The 22,443-nt window shown below is 68.4% G+C and carries 22 protein-coding genes and 3 pseudogenes; 18 read left to right on the forward strand and 7 right to left on the reverse strand.

What is annotated here, in order from left to right:
* Positions 1-4 precede the first annotated feature (4 nt).
* The 3 genes and pseudogenes from ABZ345_RS28045 to ABZ345_RS28055 all read left to right on the forward strand — a co-directional run.
* The gene (locus ABZ345_RS28045; RefSeq protein ID WP_359854826.1) at positions 5-421 is read left to right on the forward strand and encodes a MerR family transcriptional regulator; all 417 of its coding nucleotides are present in this window, start codon (positions 5-7) and stop codon (positions 419-421) included.
* Positions 418-720: a hypothetical protein gene (locus tag ABZ345_RS28050; protein ID WP_359854828.1), complete on the forward strand. Its 303-nt coding sequence runs from the start codon at positions 418-420 to the stop codon at positions 718-720. Before ABZ345_RS28045 ends, ABZ345_RS28050 begins: the two co-directional genes overlap by 4 nt.
* 191 nt (positions 721-911) lie before the next feature.
* Positions 912-1,469: pseudogene (locus ABZ345_RS28055) on the forward strand (transposase); the annotation flags it as partial.
* Between the two features lie 69 nt (positions 1,470-1,538).
* On the opposite strand, the pseudogene ABZ345_RS28060 reads toward ABZ345_RS28055, so the two are convergent.
* Positions 1,539-2,740, reverse strand: a pseudogene (locus ABZ345_RS28060) (IS256 family transposase).
* Positions 2,741-2,767: 27 nt separating this feature from the next.
* Here ABZ345_RS28060 and ABZ345_RS28065 point away from each other — a divergent pair.
* The 5 genes and pseudogenes from ABZ345_RS28065 to ABZ345_RS28085 all read left to right on the forward strand — a co-directional run bounded on the left by ABZ345_RS28065 (position 2,768) and on the right by ABZ345_RS28085 (position 8,355).
* On the forward strand, positions 2,768-3,034 hold the full coding sequence (locus tag ABZ345_RS28065; RefSeq protein ID WP_359854831.1) for an enolase C-terminal domain-like protein: 267 nt from the start codon (positions 2,768-2,770) through the stop codon (positions 3,032-3,034).
* 463 nt (positions 3,035-3,497) lie between these two features.
* Positions 3,498-5,221 (forward strand): annotated as a pseudogene (locus ABZ345_RS28070) (glycosyltransferase).
* 97 nt (positions 5,222-5,318) lie between these two features.
* On the forward strand, positions 5,319-5,951 hold the full coding sequence (locus ABZ345_RS28075) for a phosphatase PAP2 family protein (protein WP_359854833.1): 633 nt from the start codon (positions 5,319-5,321) through the stop codon (positions 5,949-5,951).
* Positions 5,952-6,208: 257 nt separating this feature from the next.
* Entirely contained in the window at positions 6,209-7,033 is an 825-nt protein-coding gene (locus ABZ345_RS28080) for a GAF domain-containing protein (RefSeq protein ID WP_359854836.1), read from the forward strand.
* A 215-nt stretch (positions 7,034-7,248) separates the two neighbouring features.
* The gene (locus tag ABZ345_RS28085; protein ID WP_359854839.1) at positions 7,249-8,355 is read left to right on the forward strand and encodes a LuxR C-terminal-related transcriptional regulator; all 1,107 of its coding nucleotides are present in this window, start codon (positions 7,249-7,251) and stop codon (positions 8,353-8,355) included.
* Positions 8,356-8,450: 95 nt separating this feature from the next.
* Here the strand turns inward: ABZ345_RS28085 and ABZ345_RS28090 are convergent, their stop codons facing one another.
* Entirely contained in the window at positions 8,451-9,311 is an 861-nt protein-coding gene (locus ABZ345_RS28090) for a helix-turn-helix transcriptional regulator (RefSeq protein ID WP_359854842.1), read from the reverse strand.
* A gap of 201 nt (positions 9,312-9,512) precedes the next feature.
* Here ABZ345_RS28090 and ABZ345_RS28095 point away from each other — a divergent pair, with 201 nt between their 5' ends.
* From ABZ345_RS28095 to ABZ345_RS28110, 4 genes are read left to right on the forward strand one after another with little or no spacing between them, the layout of a single operon-like run.
* Positions 9,513-9,851, forward strand: coding sequence for a carboxymuconolactone decarboxylase family protein (locus ABZ345_RS28095; protein ID WP_359854845.1), 339 nt, complete (start codon positions 9,513-9,515; stop codon positions 9,849-9,851).
* A 31-nt stretch (positions 9,852-9,882) separates the two neighbouring features.
* Positions 9,883-10,905, forward strand: a complete 1,023-nt coding sequence (locus ABZ345_RS28100) for a zinc-dependent alcohol dehydrogenase family protein (RefSeq protein WP_359854848.1) — start codon at positions 9,883-9,885, stop codon at positions 10,903-10,905.
* A 19-nt stretch (positions 10,906-10,924) separates the two neighbouring features.
* Positions 10,925-11,911, forward strand: a complete 987-nt coding sequence (locus ABZ345_RS28105) for an aldo/keto reductase (RefSeq protein WP_359854851.1) — start codon at positions 10,925-10,927, stop codon at positions 11,909-11,911.
* A gap of 34 nt (positions 11,912-11,945) precedes the next feature.
* Positions 11,946-12,830, forward strand: a complete 885-nt coding sequence (locus ABZ345_RS28110) for an NAD(P)H-binding protein (RefSeq protein WP_359854853.1) — start codon at positions 11,946-11,948, stop codon at positions 12,828-12,830.
* Here the strand turns inward: ABZ345_RS28110 and ABZ345_RS28115 are convergent.
* Together ABZ345_RS28115 and ABZ345_RS28120 are read right to left on the reverse strand one after the other, a co-directional pair.
* Positions 12,808-13,917, reverse strand: coding sequence for a low temperature requirement protein A (locus ABZ345_RS28115; protein WP_359854855.1), 1,110 nt, complete (start codon positions 13,915-13,917; stop codon positions 12,808-12,810). The two genes, ABZ345_RS28110 and ABZ345_RS28115, sit on opposite strands and share 23 nt — an antisense overlap.
* A 4-nt stretch (positions 13,918-13,921) precedes the next feature.
* On the reverse strand, positions 13,922-14,311 hold the full coding sequence (locus tag ABZ345_RS28120) for a nuclear transport factor 2 family protein (protein WP_359854858.1): 390 nt from the start codon (positions 14,309-14,311) through the stop codon (positions 13,922-13,924).
* Between the two features lie 148 nt (positions 14,312-14,459).
* On the opposite strand from ABZ345_RS28120, the gene ABZ345_RS28125 reads away from it, so the two are divergent.
* From ABZ345_RS28125 to ABZ345_RS28150, 6 genes are all read left to right on the forward strand, one after another.
* Complete coding sequence (locus ABZ345_RS28125) at positions 14,460-15,431, forward strand: amidohydrolase family protein (RefSeq protein WP_359854861.1); 972 nt, start codon at positions 14,460-14,462, stop codon at positions 15,429-15,431.
* Between the two features lie 31 nt (positions 15,432-15,462).
* Positions 15,463-16,158 (forward strand): type 1 glutamine amidotransferase domain-containing protein, encoded by a 696-nt coding sequence (locus ABZ345_RS28130; protein ID WP_359854864.1) that lies wholly within the window; start codon positions 15,463-15,465, stop codon positions 16,156-16,158.
* Positions 16,159-16,247: 89 nt separating this feature from the next.
* Positions 16,248-17,123 (forward strand): helix-turn-helix transcriptional regulator, encoded by an 876-nt coding sequence (locus tag ABZ345_RS28135; protein ID WP_359854866.1) that lies wholly within the window; start codon positions 16,248-16,250, stop codon positions 17,121-17,123.
* A gap of 124 nt (positions 17,124-17,247) precedes the next feature.
* Positions 17,248-18,159 (forward strand): alpha/beta hydrolase, encoded by a 912-nt coding sequence (locus tag ABZ345_RS28140; RefSeq protein ID WP_359854869.1) that lies wholly within the window; start codon positions 17,248-17,250, stop codon positions 18,157-18,159.
* A gap of 49 nt (positions 18,160-18,208) precedes the next feature.
* Positions 18,209-18,916 carry a hypothetical protein gene (locus ABZ345_RS28145; RefSeq protein WP_359854872.1) on the forward strand — a complete coding sequence of 236 codons (708 nt, stop codon included), beginning with the start codon at positions 18,209-18,211 and terminating at the stop codon, positions 18,914-18,916.
* Positions 18,917-19,147: 231 nt separating this feature from the next.
* Positions 19,148-19,288 carry a hypothetical protein gene (locus ABZ345_RS28150; protein WP_359854875.1) on the forward strand — a complete coding sequence of 47 codons (141 nt, stop codon included), beginning with the start codon at positions 19,148-19,150 and terminating at the stop codon, positions 19,286-19,288.
* A gap of 76 nt (positions 19,289-19,364) precedes the next feature.
* On the opposite strand, the gene ABZ345_RS28155 is transcribed toward ABZ345_RS28150, so the two are convergent.
* The 3 genes from ABZ345_RS28155 to ABZ345_RS28165 all read right to left on the reverse strand — a co-directional run bounded on the left by ABZ345_RS28155 (position 19,365) and on the right by ABZ345_RS28165 (position 22,385).
* Positions 19,365-20,471 (reverse strand): XdhC family protein, encoded by a 1,107-nt coding sequence (locus ABZ345_RS28155; RefSeq protein WP_359854878.1) that lies wholly within the window; start codon positions 20,469-20,471, stop codon positions 19,365-19,367.
* A 59-nt stretch (positions 20,472-20,530) separates the two neighbouring features.
* Positions 20,531-21,049 (reverse strand): cyclophilin-like fold protein, encoded by a 519-nt coding sequence (locus ABZ345_RS28160; RefSeq protein ID WP_359854881.1) that lies wholly within the window; start codon positions 21,047-21,049, stop codon positions 20,531-20,533.
* Positions 21,050-21,113: 64 nt separating this feature from the next.
* The gene (locus tag ABZ345_RS28165; protein ID WP_359854884.1) at positions 21,114-22,385 is read right to left on the reverse strand and encodes a multidrug effflux MFS transporter; all 1,272 of its coding nucleotides are present in this window, start codon (positions 22,383-22,385) and stop codon (positions 21,114-21,116) included.
* Positions 22,386-22,443 lie beyond the last annotated feature (58 nt).

Consider the following 22,443-nt stretch of genomic DNA (forward strand, 5'->3'; position numbering starts at 1 on the left):
GGAGATGAGGTCAGGTGAGCTGGCGGCCGCAGCCGGAGTGAACGTCCAGACACTGCGCTATTACGAGCGGCGAGGCCTTCTTCCCGAACCGGACCGTTCACTGGGCGGCCACCGCGACTACGACGAGAGCTCCGTCGCCCTGCTGCGCGTCGTCAAGGCGGCCCAACGGCTCGGCTTCACGCTCGACGAGGTCGCCGAACTCCTCGACACCGGTAGGCAGGGCCACCCCACACCCGATCTTCAAACCCGCGCACAGGCCAAGCTCGACGAGGTCGACCGCCGGATGGAAGACCTGAGCACGATCCGCCAGGAGCTCGTGAGGGTCATCGACGCCCGCTGCGACAGCCTGACCAACTGCACTTGCCGCGATTGCCCGATCCCCTTCATCGAGCTCACCGCCGTCACGAAAGGCCTCACATGAGCACCACCGCGAAGCCCGGCATCGACGCGGTCAACCTCCCCATCCACGCCGTCGAACCCTCAGGACCACCGAAACGCAGCAAGGTCATCGCCTACCTCGCCGCGATCGCCTGCATCGGCTGCTGTGCACTGCCGTTGCTCATCCCGCTCGGGTTGCTCGCCAGTGCTGGTGTCGCTGCGGCGACCACTGGTTTGCTCGTCGTATCAGCGGTCCTCGTCGTGCTCGCGGGCCTGCTGTGGTTCGTTCGTCACCGCCGCAAGTCGACGCACGCCTGTTCTCAGGGCAACTGCTCGTGCTGACAACATCGGCCATGTCGGCTCGCCGCCTCACGCCGTCAGGAAGGATGGCGTCCAAATCGGACAGAGCACAGCGACAGGAGGACGGGCTTGACGCGGCACACGCCCAACCTTGGTGTCGCAGATGGAGCACCACCAGGTTCCGATCTACATCGGCGGGATCCTCGTCGGCGTGCTGGTCGGCCTCCTCGCCCCTGGTTGACCCCTGCCGCGACCATCTGCGGGCCCGCCGCGCGGCCGATCCCGCGGTCCCCGCCACTCACTTACTCGCGGAATCCGGGATCTGGGCTACACCGGCAGCGCCAACCTGTTGGTCCGCTACCTCAACCAGGGCCGCGCCGAAGGGGACCTCCCCGTCACGACCGCCCGTCACGCCAGCGTTTTCATGCTCACCAACCCCGAGAACCTGCGCCCCAAGGACACGACTCTGCTGGAGAAGATCGCTGCGTCCTGCCCGGAGATGACCGCACTCGCCACTCTGGTACCGGCTTCGCCGCCCTGCTGAACCGGCCGCGGGCAACGACGTGAAACTCACCGAGTGGATCGCAGCGGCTCGTGCTGTCGACCTGCCGAACTTGCGCAGTCTCACCAACGGCCTCGAACTCGACCGGTCCGCTGTGGACGCAGGCCTCACCCTGCCCTACCACAATGGCCGCACCGAAGGCGTCAACACCCGGACCAAAAGGATCATGAGGCAGATGCACGGGCGCGCCGGATTCGACCTTCTCCGCCACCGCATCCTCCTGCCCTGAAAAATGCCCAGCGTCACCACCGACTACGGGACAGAGCCAATCGAGCGGTGTAACTCGGGTTGAAGGAAACTACTTGCGTCCGGCGGCCAGGTGGCCGTCGAAGGCGATCTCGAAGGCGTTGAGCGCGGGTTTCCAGCGCATCGTCCAGCGTTTGCGGCCGGTGCCGGTCGGGTCCAGGCTCATGATGGCCATGTAGACGCATTTGAGCGCGGCCTGCTCGTTGGGAAAGTGCCCGCGGCCTTGACGGCGCGGCGGATGCGGGCGTTGACGCTCTCGATGGCGTTGGTCGAGCAGATCACCCGCCGGATCTCCGGGGCGAACGCGAGGAACGGCACGAACTCGGCCCAGGCGTTGTCCCACAACCGCACGATCGCCGGATACCGGCCGCCCCAGGTCTCGGTGAACTCGGCGAACCGCTCGCGGGCGGCGGCCTCGGTCGGCGCGGTGTAAACCGGCTTGAGCGCCTTGGCGATCGCGTCCCAGTGCTGACGGCCCGCGTAGCGGAAACTGTTGCGCAGCAAGTGCACCACGCAGGTCTGGGTGATCGTCTGCGGCCAGACGGTGGTGATCGCGTCCGGCAGACCGGTCAGCCCGTCACAGACGACCATGAGCACGTCGGCCACGCCCCGGTTCTTCAGTTCGGTGAGCACGTGCAGCCAGTATTTGGCGCCCTCGCCGCCGTCGCCGGCCCACAACCCGAGGATGTCGCGCCGTCCTTCGCAGGTGACCGCGAGCGCGACGTAGATCGGCCGGTTGGCCACCTGCCCGTCACGGATCTTGACGTGGATAGCATCGATGAAGATCACCGGATACACCGCGTCCAGCGGCCGGTTCTGCCATTCCACCATGCCCTCGACGACCTTGTCGGTGATCGTGGAAATGGTCTGCCGCGACACCTCGGCGCCATAGACCTCCGCGAGGTGCGCGGAGATCTCACCGGTGGTCAATCCCTTGGCTGCCAACGAGATCACCATCTCGTCCACACCGCCCAGACGTCTCTGCCGCTTGGCGACGATCTTGGGCTCGAAGCTGGCGTCGCGGTCCCGCGGCACGTCGATCTCGACCGGGCCGACGTCGGTGAGCACGGTCTTGGAGCGGGTGCCGTTGCGCGAGTTACCGGTCCCGCGGCCGACCGGATCGTGCTTGTCATAGCCGAGGTGATCAGTGATCTCACCCTCGAGCGCGGACTCCAGCAGCCGCTTGGTCAGCTGCTGCAGCACCCCGCCCTCACCGGTCAGCTTCAGCCCGCTGGCCTTCGCGCTGCTCACCAGCTCGCCGAGGACTGCGGCGTCCGCCTGATGGGGTCCGGCCTCACCGACTCCGACCTCGGCCTGGCCGCGTCACTACACCTGTTCGCGGCGTTCGGTATCAGCGGCCCGGTCGATCTCAACGGCCGCCAGTTCGTCGATTCCGTCTACGCCTCCGACACGGTCACGGTGTCCGGTGGCGTCGCCCAGGTTCCGACCGGGCCGGGCCTCGGTGTCGAAGTCGATGAGGCAGTCGTTCGCACGCTGGCGGTGAACGTGCTGGCCTGGTGTCCTGGGTTCTTGATTCGTGTGCAGTAGCTGGCCGAGCAGATCCCCACGGCCTCGCCGGACGGCCTGACCTGGACGGCCAAGCTGAAGCACCTCGCTGGAGGTCGTGGGAGCAGGGCTGCACGTGGTCGCCCTGGCCATCGCACCGCTGGCCGTCGTGCAGCCGACCGGCGTGCTGAGCCTCGTGATCACGACGCTGCTCGGCGGCTACTCCCGGCGAGCGGCGTTCGCGGTGTGCGCCGGTACGGCGGGATTCGTGCTGCTGGCCGCGACCTCCACCACCCTCGCTGTGTCCACAGTAGACACTGCGCGAGCGCAACTGTTCGTGGCGTTCGCCGCCGGGGCGGCGGTCATCGGTCTGCGAGCGGCCCGCCGGACCCGCTGCCTGGTCCTCGCCTCGTCCGCCGCAGTGCTGTTCGGCCTGGGCTCGGCGTTGATCCGCGCCGCCGTGCTGAACGGCTCGCCACTGCTCGTACTCGAAGCGGGCGCGCTCATGCTGGCCGGCGGATGGCTGGTCCATCAGGCCTACGCCAGCGGGCCACCCGCAGTCGTGATCGGCGTGGTCACCGTGCTCGACCCCGTCACCGCGGTCGTCGTGGGAATCGGCTTCTACGGCGAAACGGGCGGCATCGCACTCCCGCAGCTCGGCTGCGCCGCGGTGGCCATCGGCGGCGTGATCGCGCTGAGCCGCTCCATCTCGGCGGACCGTTCGAAGTGGACCCGGCCGGGATCCTCCACGGCGCAGCGGATCCTGCTCGCGGCGGACACCTATCCGCCTGACGTCAACGGTTCGGCCAACTTCGCGAGCAGGCTCGCCGAGGGCCTCGCCGACCGCGGTAACGAGGTGCACGTCGTGTGCCCGTCACCAACGTCCGACAGCGGCTCGACGATCATCAGCGGTGTCACCGTGCACCGGATCGCCTCGACGCGCACCCCGTTCCACGCGACGTTCCGCGTGTGCACGCCCTGGCAGGTCAGCCGGGCGCTCCCGAGGTTGTTCGCCGACGTGCGGCCGGACGTCGTCCACGTCCAAGCGCATGTCGGCGGCGGACGTACGGTCCTGCACGCCGCGGTCGACCGCCGGCCGCCGGTCGTCGCCACGAACCACTTCATGCCGGAGAACCTGCTCGACTACAGCCCGCTGCCCAGGTTCCTGAACCGCACGCTGTCGAGCTGGGCATGGCGGGACCTGGTCCGGGTCTACCGACGAGCCCACGCGGTCACCGCGCCGACACCGCGGGCAGCGGACCTGCTGCGCGCACGGGGACTGCCCACTCGGGCGGTCTCCTGCGGTATCGACCTCGATCGGTTCGGCTCGGCGTGCGCGCACACGTCGGCCACGACCACCGCGGTGTTCGTCGGCAGGCTCGACCCGGAGAAGAACGTCGACGAACTGCTGCACGCCCTCGTGCTCAGCCCCACCGTGCAGGCCGAGATCGTCGGCGACGGCGTCTGTCGCATCGGCTTGGAGTCCCTGGCCGGCGACCTCGGCATCGCCAACCGGATGCGCTTCCACGGCTACCTCCCCGACGACGACCTCGTCGCCGTGCTGCGGAGAGGTGACGTGTTCTGCATGCCCGGCACGGCCGAACTCCAGAGCATCGCGACGATGGAGCCATGGCCGCCGGACTGCCGGTGATCGCCGCGGACGCAATGGCCCTGCCACATCTGGTCCACCACGGCGTCAACGGCTACCTCTACCCGCCAGGTGCCCCGGCCCTGCTCGCCGCAGCCCTTCGGGAACTCGACACCGACCACGCCACGCGCGTGGCCATGGGAACGGCGAGCAGGCAGGTCATCACACGGCACGACCTCGCCGGCACCCTCGACGCCTTCGAAGACCTGTACCTGCTCGTGCGGAAGGAAACGATCGAACATGACCACACCAGAGCAGCCACAGCCCAGCGCCGGCGCACCGCCCGAGCACACCACCACCGGCAGCTGACGCCGCACAGACGGCAGACCACCGCAACCGGTGGACACTCCAGGCGCCGAAGAACCTCGCCGTCGCCGATTCTCCCGCGCCAGAGCAGTAGCCCGCCACCGCGTCACCCAGCTGATCGCCGCGTTGGTGCTCGGACTCGCGATCGGCGCGGGTGTCGCCACCCTGGTCGTGCACGAGAAGGGTTCCGAGGGGGGCGGCGGGGATATCCGGGAACACAGCCGCCACGTCCGCCACGGAGATCAGCGAGATCAGGAGGGAGAGCAGCGGGGTGAACGCTGACATCCACCTGCCCGGACAGGCGAGTCACCCGTGGTGAACTCCCCCTCGACCAACCAGGCATCCTCCGGCGCCAGCTTCGGGGTCCGATCGGTGCTGGCACTGGGTGCCCTCGCCCTGGTCGCGATTCCCTTTGGCCTGTTGCTGTTCTTCGTGCAGGACAAGTGGGAACCGCTGCGGGAGGTCGACGAGGGAGCCAGGGACGACCTGCACCGGTTCGCTCTGACCCACGGCGCCTTCACCACCACGATGAAGGTGCTGAGCACAGTCGGGTCCGCACCCGTCTACTTCGCCGTGTTCGCGGTGGTCACCGGCTGGTTGCTGTATCGGCGCCGCCCTCGGCTCGCCGCGTTCGCCGCCGTCACCGAAACCGGCGGCGCGGTGCTCAACGAGATCGTCAAAACCGCCGTGCACCGCGCCCGGCCGATCGTCGCCGACCCTCTGGCCCACGCATCGGGCCTCAGCTTCCCCAGTGGGCACGCCCAGTCGGCCGTCGTCTCCTACTCGTTGCTGCTCGTACTGTTCTGGAACAGCCTGAACCGCGTGCAGCGCTGGACCGCCACGACCTTCTCGATCGCCATGGTGGCGGGAATCGGCATGTCCAGGGTGGCGCTGTCCGTCCACTACGTCTCGGACGTCCTGGCGGGTTACGCCCTCGGTGCTGCCTGGGTGGTGGCGATGATCGCGGCGTTCGACTCCTGGCGGCCGGCCCGGCAAGCCCGCTGAAAGCAGCTAGTTCAGCGTCACGCTACGAACCAGGCCTGGTCTGCATTGGTCACGTAGGTATCGGCTCTACTGATAAAGCACTGACCGGCATGCGCCGACGTTTTGACCGCGCTACAGCGTTCCGCCTGCCCGTCCGGCAACGCACGTTGATCCGACGCGACTACCCACTGCTGTCGGTGGCCAAACGTGGCACGCGGCACGGTCACAAGATTGCTCGCGGCCCGGACCTGTGGTGATCATCGGTTATCGTTGCTCGCGTGCCCACTCACACCGATCCAGAGCGTCTGGCCGCGGTCCGTCGTTACCACATTTTGGACGCGCCCGCTGACGGTAGTTTCGACAGCGTCGCCCGTGTGGCCGCGATGGTCTTCGGCACACCGATCGCGACCGTGACGATCGTGGACGTCGACCGCGTGTGGTTCGCGGCCTGCCACGGCCTGTCGGGCGTGACCCAGATCGGCACCGAGCCCGGCCTGTGCGCCTCGGCCGTGTTGCAGGACGAGGCGTACGTGGTGAACGACGGCGCGGTCGACCCCCGCACCCTGGACCACCCGCTGGTGCGCGGCGAGCTGGGCCTGCGCTTCTACGCCGCCGCGCCGATCATCACCGGTGACGGGCACCGGCTGGGCACGGTCAACGTGATCGACCGCGAACCCCGCGAGGTCACCGACGCCCAGGTCGCGACGCTCACCTCGCTTGCCGGGATCGTCGCCGACCAGTTGGAGTTGCGCCTGGCCGCCATCCAGGCGGTGCGTGCCGAACGCGGCCTGGACGAGGCTTCCGGAGCGCACGCCACTGCGTCGGCCAAGCTGGCGGGCCAGCTGCGCCACCTCGCGGCCGACCACCTCGACAGTGAACACCCCCTGACGTGCCAGCTCGGCTTGTCAAGCCCCTGCGACAACCCCGTCGAGGTCAAGATCGCCGATCCGTGGGGCGACTCCGCCTGGGCCTGCATCCGGCACGCCGAAGACGTCATCATCAACGAGCGGTCGACGTTCATCGCCGACCAGAAGCTCAACGGGCTGGAGCGCTACCTGCGACCCGCGAAGCGCCGCGCCGCCGAACCGGCGCGCACGCCCTAATACACCGACCTGTCGCACCAGCAGCCCGTACCTCGTGGCTTCTCACGCAGCGTTGGCCGGGTAATGGGTCCAGGTGCGGATGGGCGAGTCGGTGGCGAAGCCGGGTCTTGGGCTGGGCGCGGTCGTTGCGCCAGCGGATGAACGAGCCGATGGCGGCATCAACGAGGTGATGTCCCGGACCGCCTGGCCCTGGCCGGACATCAGCCGGCGCGCCGGTGTCGTCCATCTCGATCGCCGACATCGCCGCTCTGAAAGCGTCGATGCCCGCGCGGGGCACGTGGCAGGGACGAGCCGCGATCGCCGGCGTCGACGTGCCCGTGCTGAACGTGGCCAGCGACGCCACCGACCAGGGCGCGCTGCTGGTCCTCGTGCGGACCGAGGACACCCCGGCGCCGACAGAGGTTCTGGCATCTGCCCAGGTGGTGTGGGATGTGGTGACCGGCCACCGGGAGGGCTTGCGGCAGGAGGCCGCGCCGGAACGCCTGGCCCTGTCCCGAGCGGCCGCGGCGGCCCGCGCCATGGCCATCGCCGACCTCGGTGACGCCCACGGCGCCGCGCTGACCGTCCTGATCGGAGTGCTGCGCGACCGTTCCCTCACCGACGTCGACGCCCGGACGCGCGCGGTCGACCTCGCGGTGACTGCCCTGCTCGAGCTGCGATCACGGGCCGAACTGGACCACGCGCTGGCCGAAGAGCGGGGCGGCGACGCCTTCGACCGGCTCGCCGAGTCGTTGCGACGGGTCCTGCGCGGGCGCGGCGTCTTGCTGGACCTCGGCACCCCCGGCGCCGAGGAAGGCGCGGACCGGGTGCTGCCCGCCGATGTCGCCTCCACGGCAAGGGCGGTGGTCCGGGCCGTCGTGCACGCTGTGCTCGACGACCAGCGGGAGGTGCGACGGTTCCACGTCGGATGGAAAGTCGGCGAGACCGCGTTGCGCGCCACCGTGCGGGACGACGGCCCCGGCACGCTGTCCCCGCTCGCCCTCGACGGGCGCCGGATCGGGGAACGGCTCGGCCCGCTGGGCGGGCGACTGGAGGTGGACGCGGTGCCGGGCTGGGGCACGACGGTGACCGTCGAAGTGCCGCTCGGGCCGCCGGACAGCCCGCGTGAGGACCCACTGACCGTGCTGGGCCCGCGAGAGCTGGAGGTGCTCGGTCAGCTGGCACTCGGCCGGCGCAACCGGGACATCGCCCGCGAGCTGCACATCAGCGAGTCGACGGTGAAGTTCCACGTGGCGAACATCCTGGAAAAGCTGGGCGTCGGCTCCCGCGGCGAGGCGGCGGCGCTGGCTCACGCGTGGGGTGCGGCCGCCAGGCGTGCCTAGCCGTCGCACTCCGAGCATCGCTGCCGGTCCGCTCGGCTTCGAGACTCACGACCAGTGCCCCGGTGCGAGGGTGCCGTCGTCGATGATCTCGTCGATCAAGAGGTTGCGCCGCCCGCGGAGGACGCGGTCCAGGAGGAGAGGATCTGCAGGCCGTCGTGAGAACGGGTGCCTCGTTCAGCGGTCCAGATGACCAGTTCCTGGCCGGTGTCCGCACCGCAGGTGAGAACGCCCCAGTCGAGGGAGAGGGTGCCGGCGGCAGGGTGGTTGAGAGCCTTGGTACCTGTTGTACGGCTGGCCGTGTGCGGAGCACCCCACCATTGCCGGAATTCGGGGCTCCGCATTGACAGGTCGCCGACGAGGACGGCCAACCGGGGATCGTCCGGATATTTGACGGCACGCGTCCACAGGTGCGCGACACATGCACGGGCTGCGATCGCCCAGTCCAGGTACAGCGTCTTCATGGCGGGATCGGTGAAGAGGAGGTGGGCGTAGTTGCGTTTCTTTTCCGGGATCTTCGCGAAATCGGTGAGCAGGGCGGCGGCGAGCGGGTTCCACTCCAGGATGTCCATGCTGCGGCCGAGCACCATACCGGGAATCGCGGTGAGATCATCGAGCAGTCGGCGTAGCTGCGGCTGCACCTGTTGCGCGGCGCGCGACCGCGGCTGCGCGGCCTGCTTTCCGGCCAGTTCGAACATTTGAGCCCGTTGGTCGTCGTCCAGGTGCAGAATGCGGGCCAGAGCTGCCAGCACGGACGCGGACGGCCGGATGCGGCCCTGCTCCACACGGGTGTAGTGGTCGGTGCTGATGGCGGCGAGCAGGGCGACCTCCTCCCGGCGAAGCCCGGTCACTCTCCGCTGCGTACCACCGTCCGGCAGGCCAACCGTGCGGGGACTGAGTTTGGCACGGCGGGCCTTGAGGAATTCTCCCAGCTCGTTGTGGTGCACGTCGCTGGCCATACCCGTCAGTGTGACATCACCTGTCACTGGCAAAGGGGGACAGTTTCCTCCCTGGATAGCGTCGCCTCACGATGGAACCGTGCTCTTCGGGGGCACCGCGACGGCGCGAGGGTGTGACCTGCACCAGCTGGCCGCCTTCCGAAATGGCTGGACAGCAGAGAATCGGAACACGTGCCGTCCGATACCAGAAAGGGCACCACCGTGGCAGAGGACAGCGCACAAAACCAGGAGCCTTCGGGCGCCGAACAAATGTTCGGTGACTTCGCGCCAGCGCTGGTGCACTTCACGGACGACGTGCTTTTCGGTGAGGCGTGGGCGCGGCCGCAGCTGTCGCCGAGGGAACGCAGTCTGATCACCGTGGCCGCGCTGACCACCGGTGGTAACACCGAGCAGCTCGTCTTCCACCTGGGGCTGGCGAAGCAGAACGGCGCCACTGAGGAGGAGCTGGTCGAGGCCATCACGCACCTCGCGTTCTATGCCGGGTGGCCGAGGGCGATGAGCGCGATGGCCGTCGCCAAACAGGTCTTCCGCGACAACTGATCACCCCATCGCGAGAAAGGAGCCGCCTCCGATGCGAGGAGCAGTGCTGTACGCGCCCGGCGACGTCCGTGTCGAGCAGCGTGAAGACCCGACGATCGAGCAGCCCACCGACGCGGTGATCCGGCTGGCGGCCGCCTGCGTGTGCGGCTCGGATCTGTGGCCCTATCGCGGCATCGAACCGGTCTCCGCGCCGACGCCGATGGGTCACGAGTACGTCGGTGTCGTGGAGGAGGTGGGCAGCGAGGTCCGCACGATCAAGCCGGGCCAGTTCGTTGTCGGTTCCTTCTTCGCTTCCGACAACACCTGCGAGATCTGCCGGGCCGGCTACCAGTCCTCCTGCGTGCATCGGGAGTACGCGGGCGCGGGCGGAGCGCAGGCCGAACTGCTGCGCGTCCCACTGGCCGACGGGACGCTCGTCGCCACCCCGGACCTGCCCGCCGACGACCTGGTTCCCAGCCTGCTCGCCGCGTCCGACGTGCTGGGCACCGGCTGGTTCGGTGCCGTCGCCGCCGAGGCCGGTCAGGGCAAGACCGTCGCCGTCGTCGGCGACGGGGCGGTGGGCCTGCTCGGTGTGCTGGCAGCGAAGCAGCTGGGCGCTGAACGGATCATCGCGATGAGCCGGCATGCCGACCGGCAGAAGCTCGCGCTGGAATACGGCGCCACGGATGTCGTGACCGAGCGCGGCGACGACGGCGTCGCCCGGATCAAGGACCTCACGAACGGGCTCGGCGCGCACTCGGTGATCGAGGCGGTCGGTACCCAGGAGTCGATGATGCAGGCCATCAGATCCGCTCGCCCCGGCGGCCACGTCGGCTTTGTCGGCGTCTCCCACGGCGTTGAGCTGCCTGGCCAGGAGTTGTTCTTCAGCCACGTCCACCTGCACGGCGGTCCCGCCCCGGTGCGGCGGTTCCTGCCCGAGCTGATCGAACTGATCTGCGACCGCGCGATCGACCCCGGCAAGGTCTTCGACCTCACCCTGCCGCTGGACCAGGCGGCGGAGGGCTACCGCGCGATGGACGAACGCCGGGCGATCAAGACCCTGCTGCGTCCCTGACCCGATCCCAGGAGCATCGATGCACGCCAGAATCCTCGGCCAGGGACTGAAGGTCTCGGCCATCGGCCTGGGCGCCATGGGCATGTCCCAGAGCTACGGGCCCAACCCCGGCGACCGCGACGCCATGATCGGCGTGCTGCGCGGTGCGGTCGACCTGGGCGTCACCTTCGTCGACACCGCCGAGGTCTACGGTCCGTACGTCAACGAAGAGCTTGTCGGTGACGCCCTCGCCCCGCTTCGTGACGAGGTCGTCATCGCCACGAAGTTCGGGTGGCGGATCGAACAGGGCCGGTCGGTGGGGCTCGACAGCCGCCCCGAACAGATCAAGCGGGTCGCCGACGCGTCCCTACGCCGGTTGCGGATCGACACGATCGACCTGTTCTACCAGCATCGCGTCGATCCCACCGTGCCGATCGAGGACGTCGCGGGCGCTGTCGGCGAACTCGTCCAGGCTGGCAAGGTGCGTCACTTCGGCCTCTCGGAAGCTGCCGCTGCCACGATCCGCCGCGCCCACGCCGTGCACCCCGTGACCGCCGTGCAGAGCGAGTACTCGCTGTGGACCCGCGACCCCGAGGCAGAGGTGCTGCCCACCTGTGCCGAGCTGGGCATCGGGTTCGTGCCCTTCAGCCCGCTGGGCAAAGGCTTCCTCACCGGCGCGGTCACCCCCGCCACCGAGTTCACCCCAGGCGACATCCGGGCGACCATTCCACGGTTCGCCGCCGACAACCGCACGGCCAACCTCGCCCTGGTCGAGCACATCACCCGGCTGGCCCGCGAGAAGTACGCCACCCCAGGACACATCGCTCTCGCCTGGCTGCTCGCCCAGCACTCGTGGATCGTGCCCATCCCCGGCACACGCCGACTGGAACGGGTCGAGGAGAACGCCGCCTCTACCGCGGTATCGCTGTCGGCGGACGAACTCGCGGACCTCAACGAGCTCGCGGCGCGGCTCGGCGTGCAGGGCGACCGTTACAACGAGCACCACATGTCGCTGGTCGGCCGGTGAGCCACTTGCCTTTCCCCCTCCGAGGAGATTCTTCATGATCGTGGTGACGACACCGACGAGCTCGATCGGTGGCGAGGTGCTCCAAGGCCTGCTCGACCGCGAGGCGCAGGTCCGCGTGATCGCGCGCGACCCTTCCCGCCTGCCCTCGCACGTTCAGGGGCGTGTTGACGTCGTGCGGGGTTCGCACAGCGACCCCGACGTCGTCAGCCAAGCGTTCGCCGACGCCGACGCCGTGTTCTGGCTGGTTCCACCGGATTACCGCACTCACAGCGTCGAGGCGTCCTATGTGGACTTCACCAGACCTGCCTGCGATGCGCTCACCAGCCAGAGGGTGGAGCGGGTCGTCGGTGTTTCCGTCCTGGGCCGCGGGTCGGCGCTGGCGGACAACGCCGGGCTGGTGACCGCATCACTGGCGATGCGTGATCTGATCGCGAAAACGGGCGTGGGGTTCCGGGCGCTGGCACTGCCCTCGTTCATGAACAACCTCCTCGGCCAGGTCGAGGCGATCAGGAGCCAGGGCGCGTTCTTCGACGTGCTCTCCGCAGACCGCAAGTTCCCCACCGTCGCTACCCGTGACATCGCCGCGGTCGCCGTCGAACTGCTGCTCGACGACTCGTGGACCGGGCAAGACGACGTCGCGGTGCTCGGCCCGGAAGACCTGTCCTGCAACGACATGGCGCGCGTCATGTCGGAGGTGTTGGAACGGCCGATCCGCTACCAGCGGATCCCCGGTGAGGCCTTCAAGGCCGGGCTCCTGGGCAACGGCATGTCCGAGGCAATGGCGCAAGGACTGCTCGACATGAGGCAGGCCAAGGACAACGGCCTGGACAACGTGGAAGCCCGGACCTCGCGCTCCACCACCCCGACCAGCTTCCGACAGTGGTGCGAGGAAGTGCTCAAGCCGGCTGTGCTGGCCTGACCCGCTTCAGGATCCGGGCCTCCCAGGCGTTCAGGGCTACCAGCACAGCGGTGAGTGCCGCCGTCGCGGCGACCGCCGGCAAGTGCACGGCTAGCGGCAGCAGGGCCAGGCATGCGGCGGCGGCGCTCAGCCTGGGCGTCGAGACGGTGCGGAACATCTGCCACCGGGTGTAGCCGAACGTCGCCAGGTAGAGCGCGGCGCCGCCGAACAACAGGGCCGCGGCGTCGGTGTGCAGGTGCTCGAGCGGGTGCATGATCACCTCACCGGTGGCGGCGGCGATCGCGATGATGCCGCCGACGAATCCGAGGTGCCCGTACGGCAGCACCGGCCGGATCACTTCGATGGCGATCTCGGCGGTGCGCACCGCGTGCCGGATGGCGTCGGCGGCGAACACGAAGTACACCCACCACAACGCACAGACCAGCGCGAAGGCCACCGCCACTGCCAGCAGCCGGTCCGGCGTCGTGGACAGGCGTCCCGCCACCTTGCCGGCCTCGGCCACCGACTCACCGAGCGCGATGATCAGGAACAGTCCGAACCGCTCGGGCAGGTGTGACGGCTCGTACTCGATCCGGGCCATGCCCCGCCTGGCGACGAACGGGACGAACAGGTCCACCGCCGCGGCGAGTGCCCACAGCGCCACCCTGGCCTGGCCGTCGACCAGACCGCCGAGTGTGAGCAGCGGGCCGGTGACGAACGCGCCCGCGGTGAACGGGTTGAACCCGACGCCGCGGTAACTGCGGCGCATGAGCGCGTCGAGCACCAGGCGTGCGGCCCAGTAGCTGGCCCCGAACAGCAGACCGCGGTCTCCGTACGCTTCCGGCAGCGCAAGGGCCATGAACAGACCGCACAACCCGACGGCGAACACCGCCAGCCGGGCGCGGGTCCGGTCGACGTCGTGCAGGTTGGCGTGCATGGTCATCCCGACCCACGCCCAGTAGATCGGGATGAACACCACCAGCGCCTTGCCTGTCCCCGACCAGGAGTGGTCGTCGTGCAGCAGGCCGGAGACCTGCGTGATCGCGACGACGAACACCAGGTCGAAGAACAGTTCGACCCAGGTGACGCGCTTCTCCTGTTCGGGCATCGGGTCAGCCGTTCAGCGCGCGATCGACGACGAGGCTGTCGGCGGCCTGCCGCAGGTGGGCGAGCTTGCCGTCGCGCACGGTCCACAGGTGGATGAACCGCACCTGGAACTCCTCGCCCGTCTTGGTCTCGCCCTGGTAGTGGCCGAGGGCGATGACGTGGTCTCCGTCGGCGTGGAACTCCTCGCCCACCGGGTAGAAGGCTTCGAACCGGCCGAACAGCGGGCCGAAGAAGTCGTTCACGACGCTGTCGAAGCCGTGGTAGACACCGCCGCCGGGGAAGCCGGGGGTGATGTCCCAGACGATGTCCGGGGCCATGATCTGCCCGGCGACGGCAGGGTCGCCCTTGGAGTCGTACAGACGGCGCACAACGGCGATGTTAGGAGAGTCGGACAATTCTTGCTCCTAGACGGATGCGGTCACGTCCTCGGATCGTGGCATCGGATTCAGCTGTTGTGAGGAGGACAGTTTTCTCCCTGGATAGGCCGGCGGCACGAGTGAAACGCTCTTCTTCACTTCCCGAGCTCTACAGAGGACGGCGTTCGTGACACCGGCGGATCACGCGGATTTTGTTGATGTGCACGCGCACTTCGTCACCGAGTCCTATGTGGAGCGGGCGACTGCGGCCGGGCACGAACGCCCCGACGGCATGGCCGCGTGGCCCGCTTGGTCGCCGGAGACGCACCTCGACCTGATGGACCGGCACCGCATCACAACGGCAGTGCTGTCGTTGTCCTCGCCCGGTGTCCACTTCGGCGACGACGCCGCCGCGCGTCGTCTCGCCCGCGAAGTCAACGAGTACGCCGCTGCGCTGGCCCAGGACCACCCAGGCCGCTTCGGTTCCTTTGCCGCCCTGCCACTACCGGACGTGAACGGCGCACTCGACGAGATCGCGCACGTGTTCGACGAGCTGGGCGCCGACGGCGTCACCCTGCTCTCCAACGCCGGCGGCGTGTATCTGGGCGATCCGCGCCTCGAACCCGTCTTCGCCGAACTGAGCCAGCGCAACGCCGTCGTCTTCCTGCACCCCACCTCGCCACCGGGCTGGCAGCAGGCGGCGCTGGGACGACCGGCAGCCATGGTCGAGTACCTCTTCGACACCGCCCGCACCGTGACAGACCTGCTGCTGGCGGGCGTCATGGCTCGTCATCCCGGCCTGCAAATCATCATCCCGCACTGCGGTGGCGTCCTGCCCGTCCTGGCCGACCGCATGGACGAGTTCGCGAAGCTCTTCGTGCGACCGCACCACTCCGCCACGGCCGACGTGACAGAACTGCTGCGCCGGTTCCACTACGACACGGCCGGCACCGCTTTCCCGCGGCAGATCCCCGCCCTGCTCGGCCTCGTCGAGCCGGATCGCCTGCTGTTCGGCAGCGACTACTGCTGGACCCCGACCTCGGTCGCCGACGCGCACATCGCCGCCATCGACGCCGCCGAGACTCCCCTGCCCGGCAGCACCTGGCGTTCCCTCACCACTGCCAACGCGCAACGCCTGTTCCCGCGCCTCGCTGCGTGAAAGTCAATCCACAACCCTGAGGGAGACATCCATGCCGAAGATCCTCTTCGTGATCACCGCCGCGGACCACTGGACGCTGGCCGACGGCACCGAGCATCCGGCCGGGTTCTGGGCCGAAGAGGCAATCGGTCCCTACCAGGTGTTCAAGGACGCCGGCTACGAGATCGCGGCGGCGACTCCGGGCGGCGTGCCGCCCACGGCCGACGCGCTGAGCCTGACGCCCGAGTTCAACGGCGGCCCGGAAGGCGCCGAACGGATGAAGGCCGCACTCAGCGCGGCGACGGAACTCGCGCACCCGATGCGGATCGAAGAAGCCGAGCTCGACGACTACGACGCCGTCTTCTACCCCGGCGGCTGGGGGCCGATGGAGGACCTGCCCGGCAGAGCCGAGTCGGGCAAGCTGCTCACCGAGCGGCTCGCCTCCGGCAAGCTGCTGGCCCTGGTCTGCCACGGACCCGCCGCGCTGCTGGCCACTGTGGACGCAGGCGGCGACTCACCGTTCGCGGGCTACCGCCTGACCGCGCTCAGCAACGCCGAGGAGATCCAGAACGGCCTCGCGGACCGGGCCAAGTGGCTGCTGCAGGACCGACTCGTCGAGATCGGTGTGGACTACCGCGCAGGCGAGCCGTACCAACCGCACGTGGAAGTGGACCGCAACCTGTTCACCGGTCAGAACCCGGCCTCGGCCGTTCCGCTGGCCCGGCACATCGTCAAGGCCCTGAGCTGACCGACAAGCTCCGGCAGCCTGTGCCGGGTAACGTGTCGGCGAGCGCGCATCCCCTCACCGCGCACGGACCCGGTACGAGGCTGGCAGTCATGACCCGCGATCCGAGCAACAACGAACTCGGCGACTTCCTCAAGGCCCGCCGCAGCGAGCTGAGCCCCGCTGACGTCGGACTGCCCGCCGACGGCGCAGCCCGGCGGGTGGCCGGGCTGCGCCGGGAGGAGGTCGCGATGCTGGCCGCGATCAGCACCGACTACTACACCCGCCTCGAACAGGGCCGCATCCACGCCTCCCCCTCGGTCCTGGCCTCACTCGCCCAGGTGCTGCGCCTGGACTCCGACCAGCGCGCCTACCTCCACGACCTCGCCGGCCGGCGCAACCGCCACCCGGACCGTCGTCCCGCCGGCTACCACGCCGACCGTCAGCTGCAGCGGATGCTCGACGACATGACGCACACTCCCGCCTTCGTCATCGGCCCGCTCACCGAGATCGTCGCGTGGAACGCAATGGGCGCCGCGCTGATCACCGACTTCGCGAAGATCCCCGGAGAACCGCGCTACTACATCCGGATGCTGTTCACCGATCCGGCCATGCGGGACCTCTACGCGGACTGGGAAGGCGTCACCCGTCTGGCAATCGCCCAGATGCGCATGCACAACGCCGCTCACCCCGGTGACCCTCGACTCACCGCCCTCGTCGGCGAGTTGTCAGCCGAGCACCCCCTGTTCCGGCAATGGTGGGCAGACCACCAGGTGGCCACCCGCGGCACCGGCACCAAACACCTGCACCACCCTGTCGTCGGCGACCTCATCCTCGACTGGAACGCAGTCACCTGGGCCGCCGACCCGAACCTTCAGATCATCGTCTGGACCGCAGAAGCCGACAGCTCGTCCCACGACGGCCTGCGGCTGCTCGCCGCCTGGACCGCCGACCGCGCCGCCCGCACGACCGGCGCGAAGACAGGCTGATCTCACAACGCCTGCCCACCAGCAAAGGGGGACGATTTCTTCCCTGGATGGCTCTCGTCCGACGTGAAACCCTTTCCTTCACAGGCCCCGGCGGACCGGGACCGGAGAAAGGGGCGGGAACCCAATGGTCAGGACCGTTTCATTCCGGAACAAGGCCGTGCAGATTGCGGCACACCTTCACCTGCCGGACAATTTCTCAGAGGAGAAACAGTATCCGGCCCTCGTCGGGATCCATCCGGCTGGAGGAGTGAAGGAACAAACCATCGGCCTCTACGCAGAACTGCTCGCCGAGCACGGATTCGTCACCGTGGTCTACGACTCCTCCTACCAGGGAGCAAGCGGCGGTGAACCGCGTCTGTTGGAAGACCCGTCGACCAGGGTGGAAGACGCCCGTTGCGCGGCGGACTATCTGACCACTCTTCCGTTCGTCGACGCCGAGCGAATGGGTGTTTTCGGCATCTGCGCCGGAGGCGGCTACGCCCTCAGCGTGGCTCAGACAGAGCGCCGCTTCAAGGCGGTGGCCACCGTCAGTGCGGCCCCGATGGGCGAGAGCTCCAGGGCTTTCATGGGGAATGTAGTCCCCGCGGCCGAGAACATCGCGGCGATGGAAATGGCTGCCCGGCAGCGCTCTGCGGAAGCAAGAGGAGCAGAACCTCTCTACGCCCCCTTTGTCCCCGAAAAGCTGGAAGACATCGACGAGAACACACCGGACATGCTGCGGGAGGGATACGACTACTACAGGACTCCCCGAGGCGCGCACCCCAATTCGAAGGGCCGGTTCCTGCTGACCAGCATGGACAGGATGTACGCCTTCTCGGTGTTCGACCTGATCCCGGAATTTCTGACGCAGCCGACGCTTCTCATCGCCGGGAGCAAGGCGGACACGAAGTTGTGGAGCGACCGAGCCTACGAGCTCTCCCGAGGACCGAAAGAGCTGTTCGTCGTCGAAGGCGCGACTCACATCGCGATGTACGACACGCCCGAATACGTTGATCAAGCGATCACGCAGATGGTGAAGCACTTCGCCATCCTCTAGCACCAACCGTCGCTTCCAGCGCACGCCCCATGTGGTGAGCACAGGCCGGATGATGCTCACTGTTCGCCCGCTGGTGCGGCGCGGGCCTCGCCGCTTGCAGGCCAACGCGGACGACGAAACTCAAGATCCCCGCCCGGTCCTCATTCGCAGGCCGCCAGCACCAGACAGAGCAGGTTGCTCTGGTCGTCAACGATCTCCCAGGCCGTACGTACTCCGCGTCGAACACGGGGAAGACGAAGGCATTCGCACCGGTTTCCTGGTCCAGCACCACTTCCTGGAGTGGCACCGCGAACGAGTTGCCCTGCTCACCAACCTCACCACCCGCGAACTACCCGACACTCCAGTGACATTTGTCAGGCTGCCGAGCCTGCCGCTGCTCGCGCCGACAGCCGGTCTGCTCGCACAGTTCCTCGGCCGTTGGTACGGCCCTGACTACCGCGGCACCCTCGACGTCATAGCCGACATCGACTCCCTCAACCACGGCCTCAACCTGCTCAACACCGAGCTCCTGCATGGATGCATGCTCACCACCGAACGCGTCGCCGACGCAGTCCTCGAAGGACGCCTGTTCGGCCGTGGCCTACGCAAGATCGATCTCGCAGACGACTACGACCCCGCGCTCGAGATCGTCACAGGAATCTTCGCGCGCAAAGGCGAACGCGATCGCTACGCCGCCGACCATCCCCTCAACCTGGTGTGGGAAGCGTTTGCGGCAGAGTCCCCGGCGAGAGCAGTCCCTACCACTCTTCCAGGTTGATCCCAACCGCCACACGCGTCCGACCGAACATATGTGCGAACCCGGCGATAGGTTCGGCCCCATGGACCGGCAGCCGCTCGAACTGTCCCAAGTGGACGGCAAGCTCACTTTCAGGTACGACTCGGTGCGCCACGAGGCGCTGTGTGACCGTATGAAGGTGGGAGACCTTCATCGCGTGGCCGTCGCAGCGGCTGCGTAGAAGCTGGGGGCAGCCTGATCCGGGGGATGCCGATGAGGGTGGGAAGCGGGCGCTTCGCCAGCATCGAAGCTGACTGGTTCGGCCCCGTCAACTACGAGGTCGGCTACGCCGATGGCCGTCGAGACAAGCTCGACCTGGCCGACCAGTTCGTTCCGTTCCACGTACTGTGGTGACGGCATTTCCCAGCCGCGCTGCACGCGGTGGAGCAAGTGCGCGGAGGATGGTCGATCTGTCACGTGGCTGGTGCACTCACCGGTGGATGGGGCCTCGCATCCGGACGAGACGCTCACCGCCGCCGCCCCAGCGCAGTGCGATGATCTCGGCGGCGATCGACACCGCCGTCTCCTCCGGGGTCCGCGCGCCCAGATCGAGGCCGATCGGCGATGCCAGGCCGGCGAGCTCGTCCTCGGTCAGACCCGCGTCGTGCAGCCTTCGCAGCCGGTCCTCGTGCGTGCGTCGCGATCCCATCGCCCCTACGTAGCCCAGCTTGAGCCGCAGAGCAGCCTCCAGCAGCGGCACGTCGAACTTCGGGTCGTGGATGAGTACAGCGACCACCGTCCGTTCGTCCAGGCGGCCCGCGTCGGCCTCCTGCCGCAGGTAACGGTGCGGCCAGTCGATGACCACCTCGTCGGCGTCCGGGAACCGGCTGTGCGTGGCGAACACTGGTCGCGCGTCGCAGACCGTGACCCGGTAGCCGAGGAATCTGCCCAGCCGCGCCACCGCTGCGGCGAAGTCGATGGCGCCGAACACGAGCATCCGCGGCGGCGGTTCGAAGGAGTTGACGAATACCGTCATGCCCTCGCCGCGGCGCTGGCCGTCGAGGCCGTAGTTCAGGGTGGCGCTGCGACCGGCGGCGAGCATTCCCCTGACATCGTCTGTGATCGCGTCGCGGGCGCGTGGGGAGTTCACGGTCCCTGACACCCGGTCGGGCCACACGACCAGCCGGCTGCCCAGCCAGCCGGGGTGCTCGATGACTGTGGCCACAGCCACCGGCTCGCGCGACCACACTGACCGGACCACGTCCGGCAGCTCGGGAAACGAATCGGCCGAGACCGGCTCGACGTACACATCAATGATCCCGCCGCAGGTCAGGCCGACCGCGAAGGCATCGTCCCCGCTGACGCCGTAGCGCTGGAGGACTGGCGTGCCGTCGACAGCGACCTGCCGGGCCAAGTCGTACACCGCACCCTCGACGCACCCGCCGGACACGCTGCCCGACACGGTGCCGTCGGCGCCGACCATCATCGCCGCACCAGCCGGGCGAGGTGCGGACTTCCATGTCGAGACGACCGTGCCGAGACCGACTGTCTCTCCTGCCTCGACCCGGCGGGCGAGTTCCGCCAGCACGTCACGCACGGTCGACCTGGAGGGCGCGCTCGTTGATGTCGTAGCTCGGATTCACCGGTTCCCCCTTGCTAGCTGACGACCTCGACGGTGACCTGCCCCTGTTCGAGGCGGTTGAGCTGGTCCATGCCCGATTCAACGGTGCCGATCGTGATGACGTCGTCGCTGGGACCGCCGCCGGCGTTGTAGAAGAAGCCGAGGTTTCCCCAAGGCACGTAGTAGATGAGATCGCCGTTGCGCGTGGCGGTGCCCGACGAGCCGTTCGTGGTGAGGCGTTCGGACAGGTAGCTGATCTTCTCCTTCCCGGCGAACTCCTCGAAGGTCAGTGTCAGCGGCAGGTTGGAGACGAAGTCCCGGCTCGTGGGGTTGTCGGCAACCCGGATGACGATCTCGGCGTCGCCTGCGGAGAACCGCACCCGTGTCGTGTCCATCCGGTCCACTCCAGTCGTGTCGTGTGTCGTTGCGGTCGTGGACGACGCTGAGGTCGTGGGCTGCGAGCCATCACCCAGCGAAGTCCCCTGGGAGCTCGTGCAGCCGGACAGCGGTACGAGCAGGACTGCGACCAGGGTGAAGAGAAGTTGTCTGCTCATGGGTGGTGGGCTCCGAAAACGTTGCGGCTGGATCGAGGTGTCCACGTCTGACACCCGTGGGCGGTCAGGACGTCGATGCCGCGGTGGGAAGCCGTTGCGCGGATGCGACGACGTGGGTGGGGACGGTGGTGTGGCCGCGGATGACAGCCAGATAGGTGACGGCGGCGAGGAGGGTGGCGGCGAGGGTGACGATCCCGAGCGGGAGGGCGTTGTGGCTGCCACCCAGGCCGACGAGCGGTGCGGCGAGCCCACCGGCGCCGAAGCGGGCCAAGCCGAGCAGGGAGGAGGCGGTGCCGGCGATGTCGGGGTAGTTCGCCATGGCGAGTGAGGTCGTGGGCGGGGTGATGGTGGCCACGCCGCTGACCATGATGAACAGAGAGAGGATCACGGCGATCACGGGCAGCTGCAGCAGCGCTGAGGTGAGCAGACCGGCCGCACCTGTCACGCACATCACCAACCCGGTCACGAGGGTGCCCTGCTCGGACCAGCGCTCGCACAGCCGCCCGGCGGCGAAGCCGAAGACCATGAACCCGAGCGAGTTGAGGCCGAACGCGAACGAGTAGCCCTGTGGGGAGAGCCCGTAGATGTCCTGCAGGACGTAGGTGGCACCGGCGAGGTAGGCGAACAGGGCCATGCTGATCAGCCCGGAGACCAGCACGGTGCCGACCAGCACCCGGTCGGAAAGCAGGCGGCGGAAGTCGCGCCCGGTCTGGACGAGTCCGCCGGTCGCGCGGTTGGACGCGGGCAGTGTCTCGCGGAAGACGAACACGCACGCGAGCAGGATCAGCACACCGATCGCGGACAGGAGGACGAACAGGCCACGCCAGTCGGTGACTGCGGCGAGCTGGCCACCGACGACCGGGCCGACGACAGCGGCGAGTCCGGCGATCACGGTCAGGCGGCCGTAGTAACGCATGAGCTTGCCGCCGCTGTAGAGGTCACGGCCCGCCGCCTGGGAGATCACGATGCCCACCCCGCCGGCGAGGCCCTGTACGAAGCGCGCTCCGACCAGGGTGGGGATGGTGGGGCTGTAGGCGCACAGCGCCGAGGCGATGACGTAGACGACGACACCGGTCAGCAGAGGCAGCCGCCTGCCGAAGCGGTCGGAGATCGGTCCGGCGACGACCTGGCCGATCGCCAGGCCCAGCAGACAGGCGGTGACGGTAAGTTGCGCGGCCGAGGTCGTGGCGCGCAGGTCGGTGGTGAGCGCCGGCAGCACAGGCAGGTAGAGGTCCATGGAGATCGGACCGAAGACCGTCAGCAGGCAGAGCACGATCCCCAACGGGCGGCCCACGGCCTGCCCTGCCGCGGTTGGGGAGCTGTGAGCGCGGTTCACACGACATCCTTTCGGGATTGGTTCAGGTGATCCGTGCGGCAGCAATCCGCACGCGGGC

The sequence above is a fragment of the Lentzea sp. NPDC005914 genome (genome assembly GCF_040629405.1).
In the GTDB taxonomy this organism is placed as follows: Bacteria; Actinomycetota; Actinomycetes; order Mycobacteriales; family Pseudonocardiaceae; genus Lentzea.

Excerpts from the sequence above, each read along its gene's own strand:
- ABZ345_RS28105 (WP_359854851.1), top strand. The coding sequence starts at position 10,925 with ATGCACGCCAGAATCCTCGGCCAGGGACTGAAGGTCTCGGCCATCGGC.
- ABZ345_RS28090 (WP_359854842.1), bottom strand. The coding sequence starts at position 9,311 with ATGGCCAGCGACGTGCACCACAACGAGCTGGGAGAATTCCTCAAGGCC.
- ABZ345_RS28130 (WP_359854864.1), top strand. The coding sequence starts at position 15,463 with ATGCCGAAGATCCTCTTCGTGATCACCGCCGCGGACCACTGGACGCTG.
- ABZ345_RS28150 (WP_359854875.1), top strand. The coding sequence starts at position 19,148 with ATGAGGGTGGGAAGCGGGCGCTTCGCCAGCATCGAAGCTGACTGGTTC.
- ABZ345_RS28140 (WP_359854869.1), top strand. The coding sequence starts at position 17,248 with ATGGTCAGGACCGTTTCATTCCGGAACAAGGCCGTGCAGATTGCGGCA.
- ABZ345_RS28050 (WP_359854828.1), top strand. The coding sequence starts at position 418 with ATGAGCACCACCGCGAAGCCCGGCATCGACGCGGTCAACCTCCCCATC.
- ABZ345_RS28135 (WP_359854866.1), top strand. The coding sequence starts at position 16,248 with ATGACCCGCGATCCGAGCAACAACGAACTCGGCGACTTCCTCAAGGCC.
- ABZ345_RS28160 (WP_359854881.1), bottom strand. The coding sequence starts at position 21,049 with ATGAGCAGACAACTTCTCTTCACCCTGGTCGCAGTCCTGCTCGTACCG.
- ABZ345_RS28065 (WP_359854831.1), top strand. The coding sequence starts at position 2,768 with ATGGGGTCCGGCCTCACCGACTCCGACCTCGGCCTGGCCGCGTCACTA.
- ABZ345_RS28045 (WP_359854826.1), top strand. The coding sequence starts at position 5 with ATGAGGTCAGGTGAGCTGGCGGCCGCAGCCGGAGTGAACGTCCAGACA.
- ABZ345_RS28145 (WP_359854872.1), top strand. The coding sequence starts at position 18,209 with ATGATGCTCACTGTTCGCCCGCTGGTGCGGCGCGGGCCTCGCCGCTTG.
- ABZ345_RS28110 (WP_359854853.1), top strand. The coding sequence starts at position 11,946 with ATGATCGTGGTGACGACACCGACGAGCTCGATCGGTGGCGAGGTGCTC.
- ABZ345_RS28100 (WP_359854848.1), top strand. The coding sequence starts at position 9,883 with ATGCGAGGAGCAGTGCTGTACGCGCCCGGCGACGTCCGTGTCGAGCAG.
- ABZ345_RS28115 (WP_359854855.1), bottom strand. The coding sequence starts at position 13,917 with ATGCCCGAACAGGAGAAGCGCGTCACCTGGGTCGAACTGTTCTTCGAC.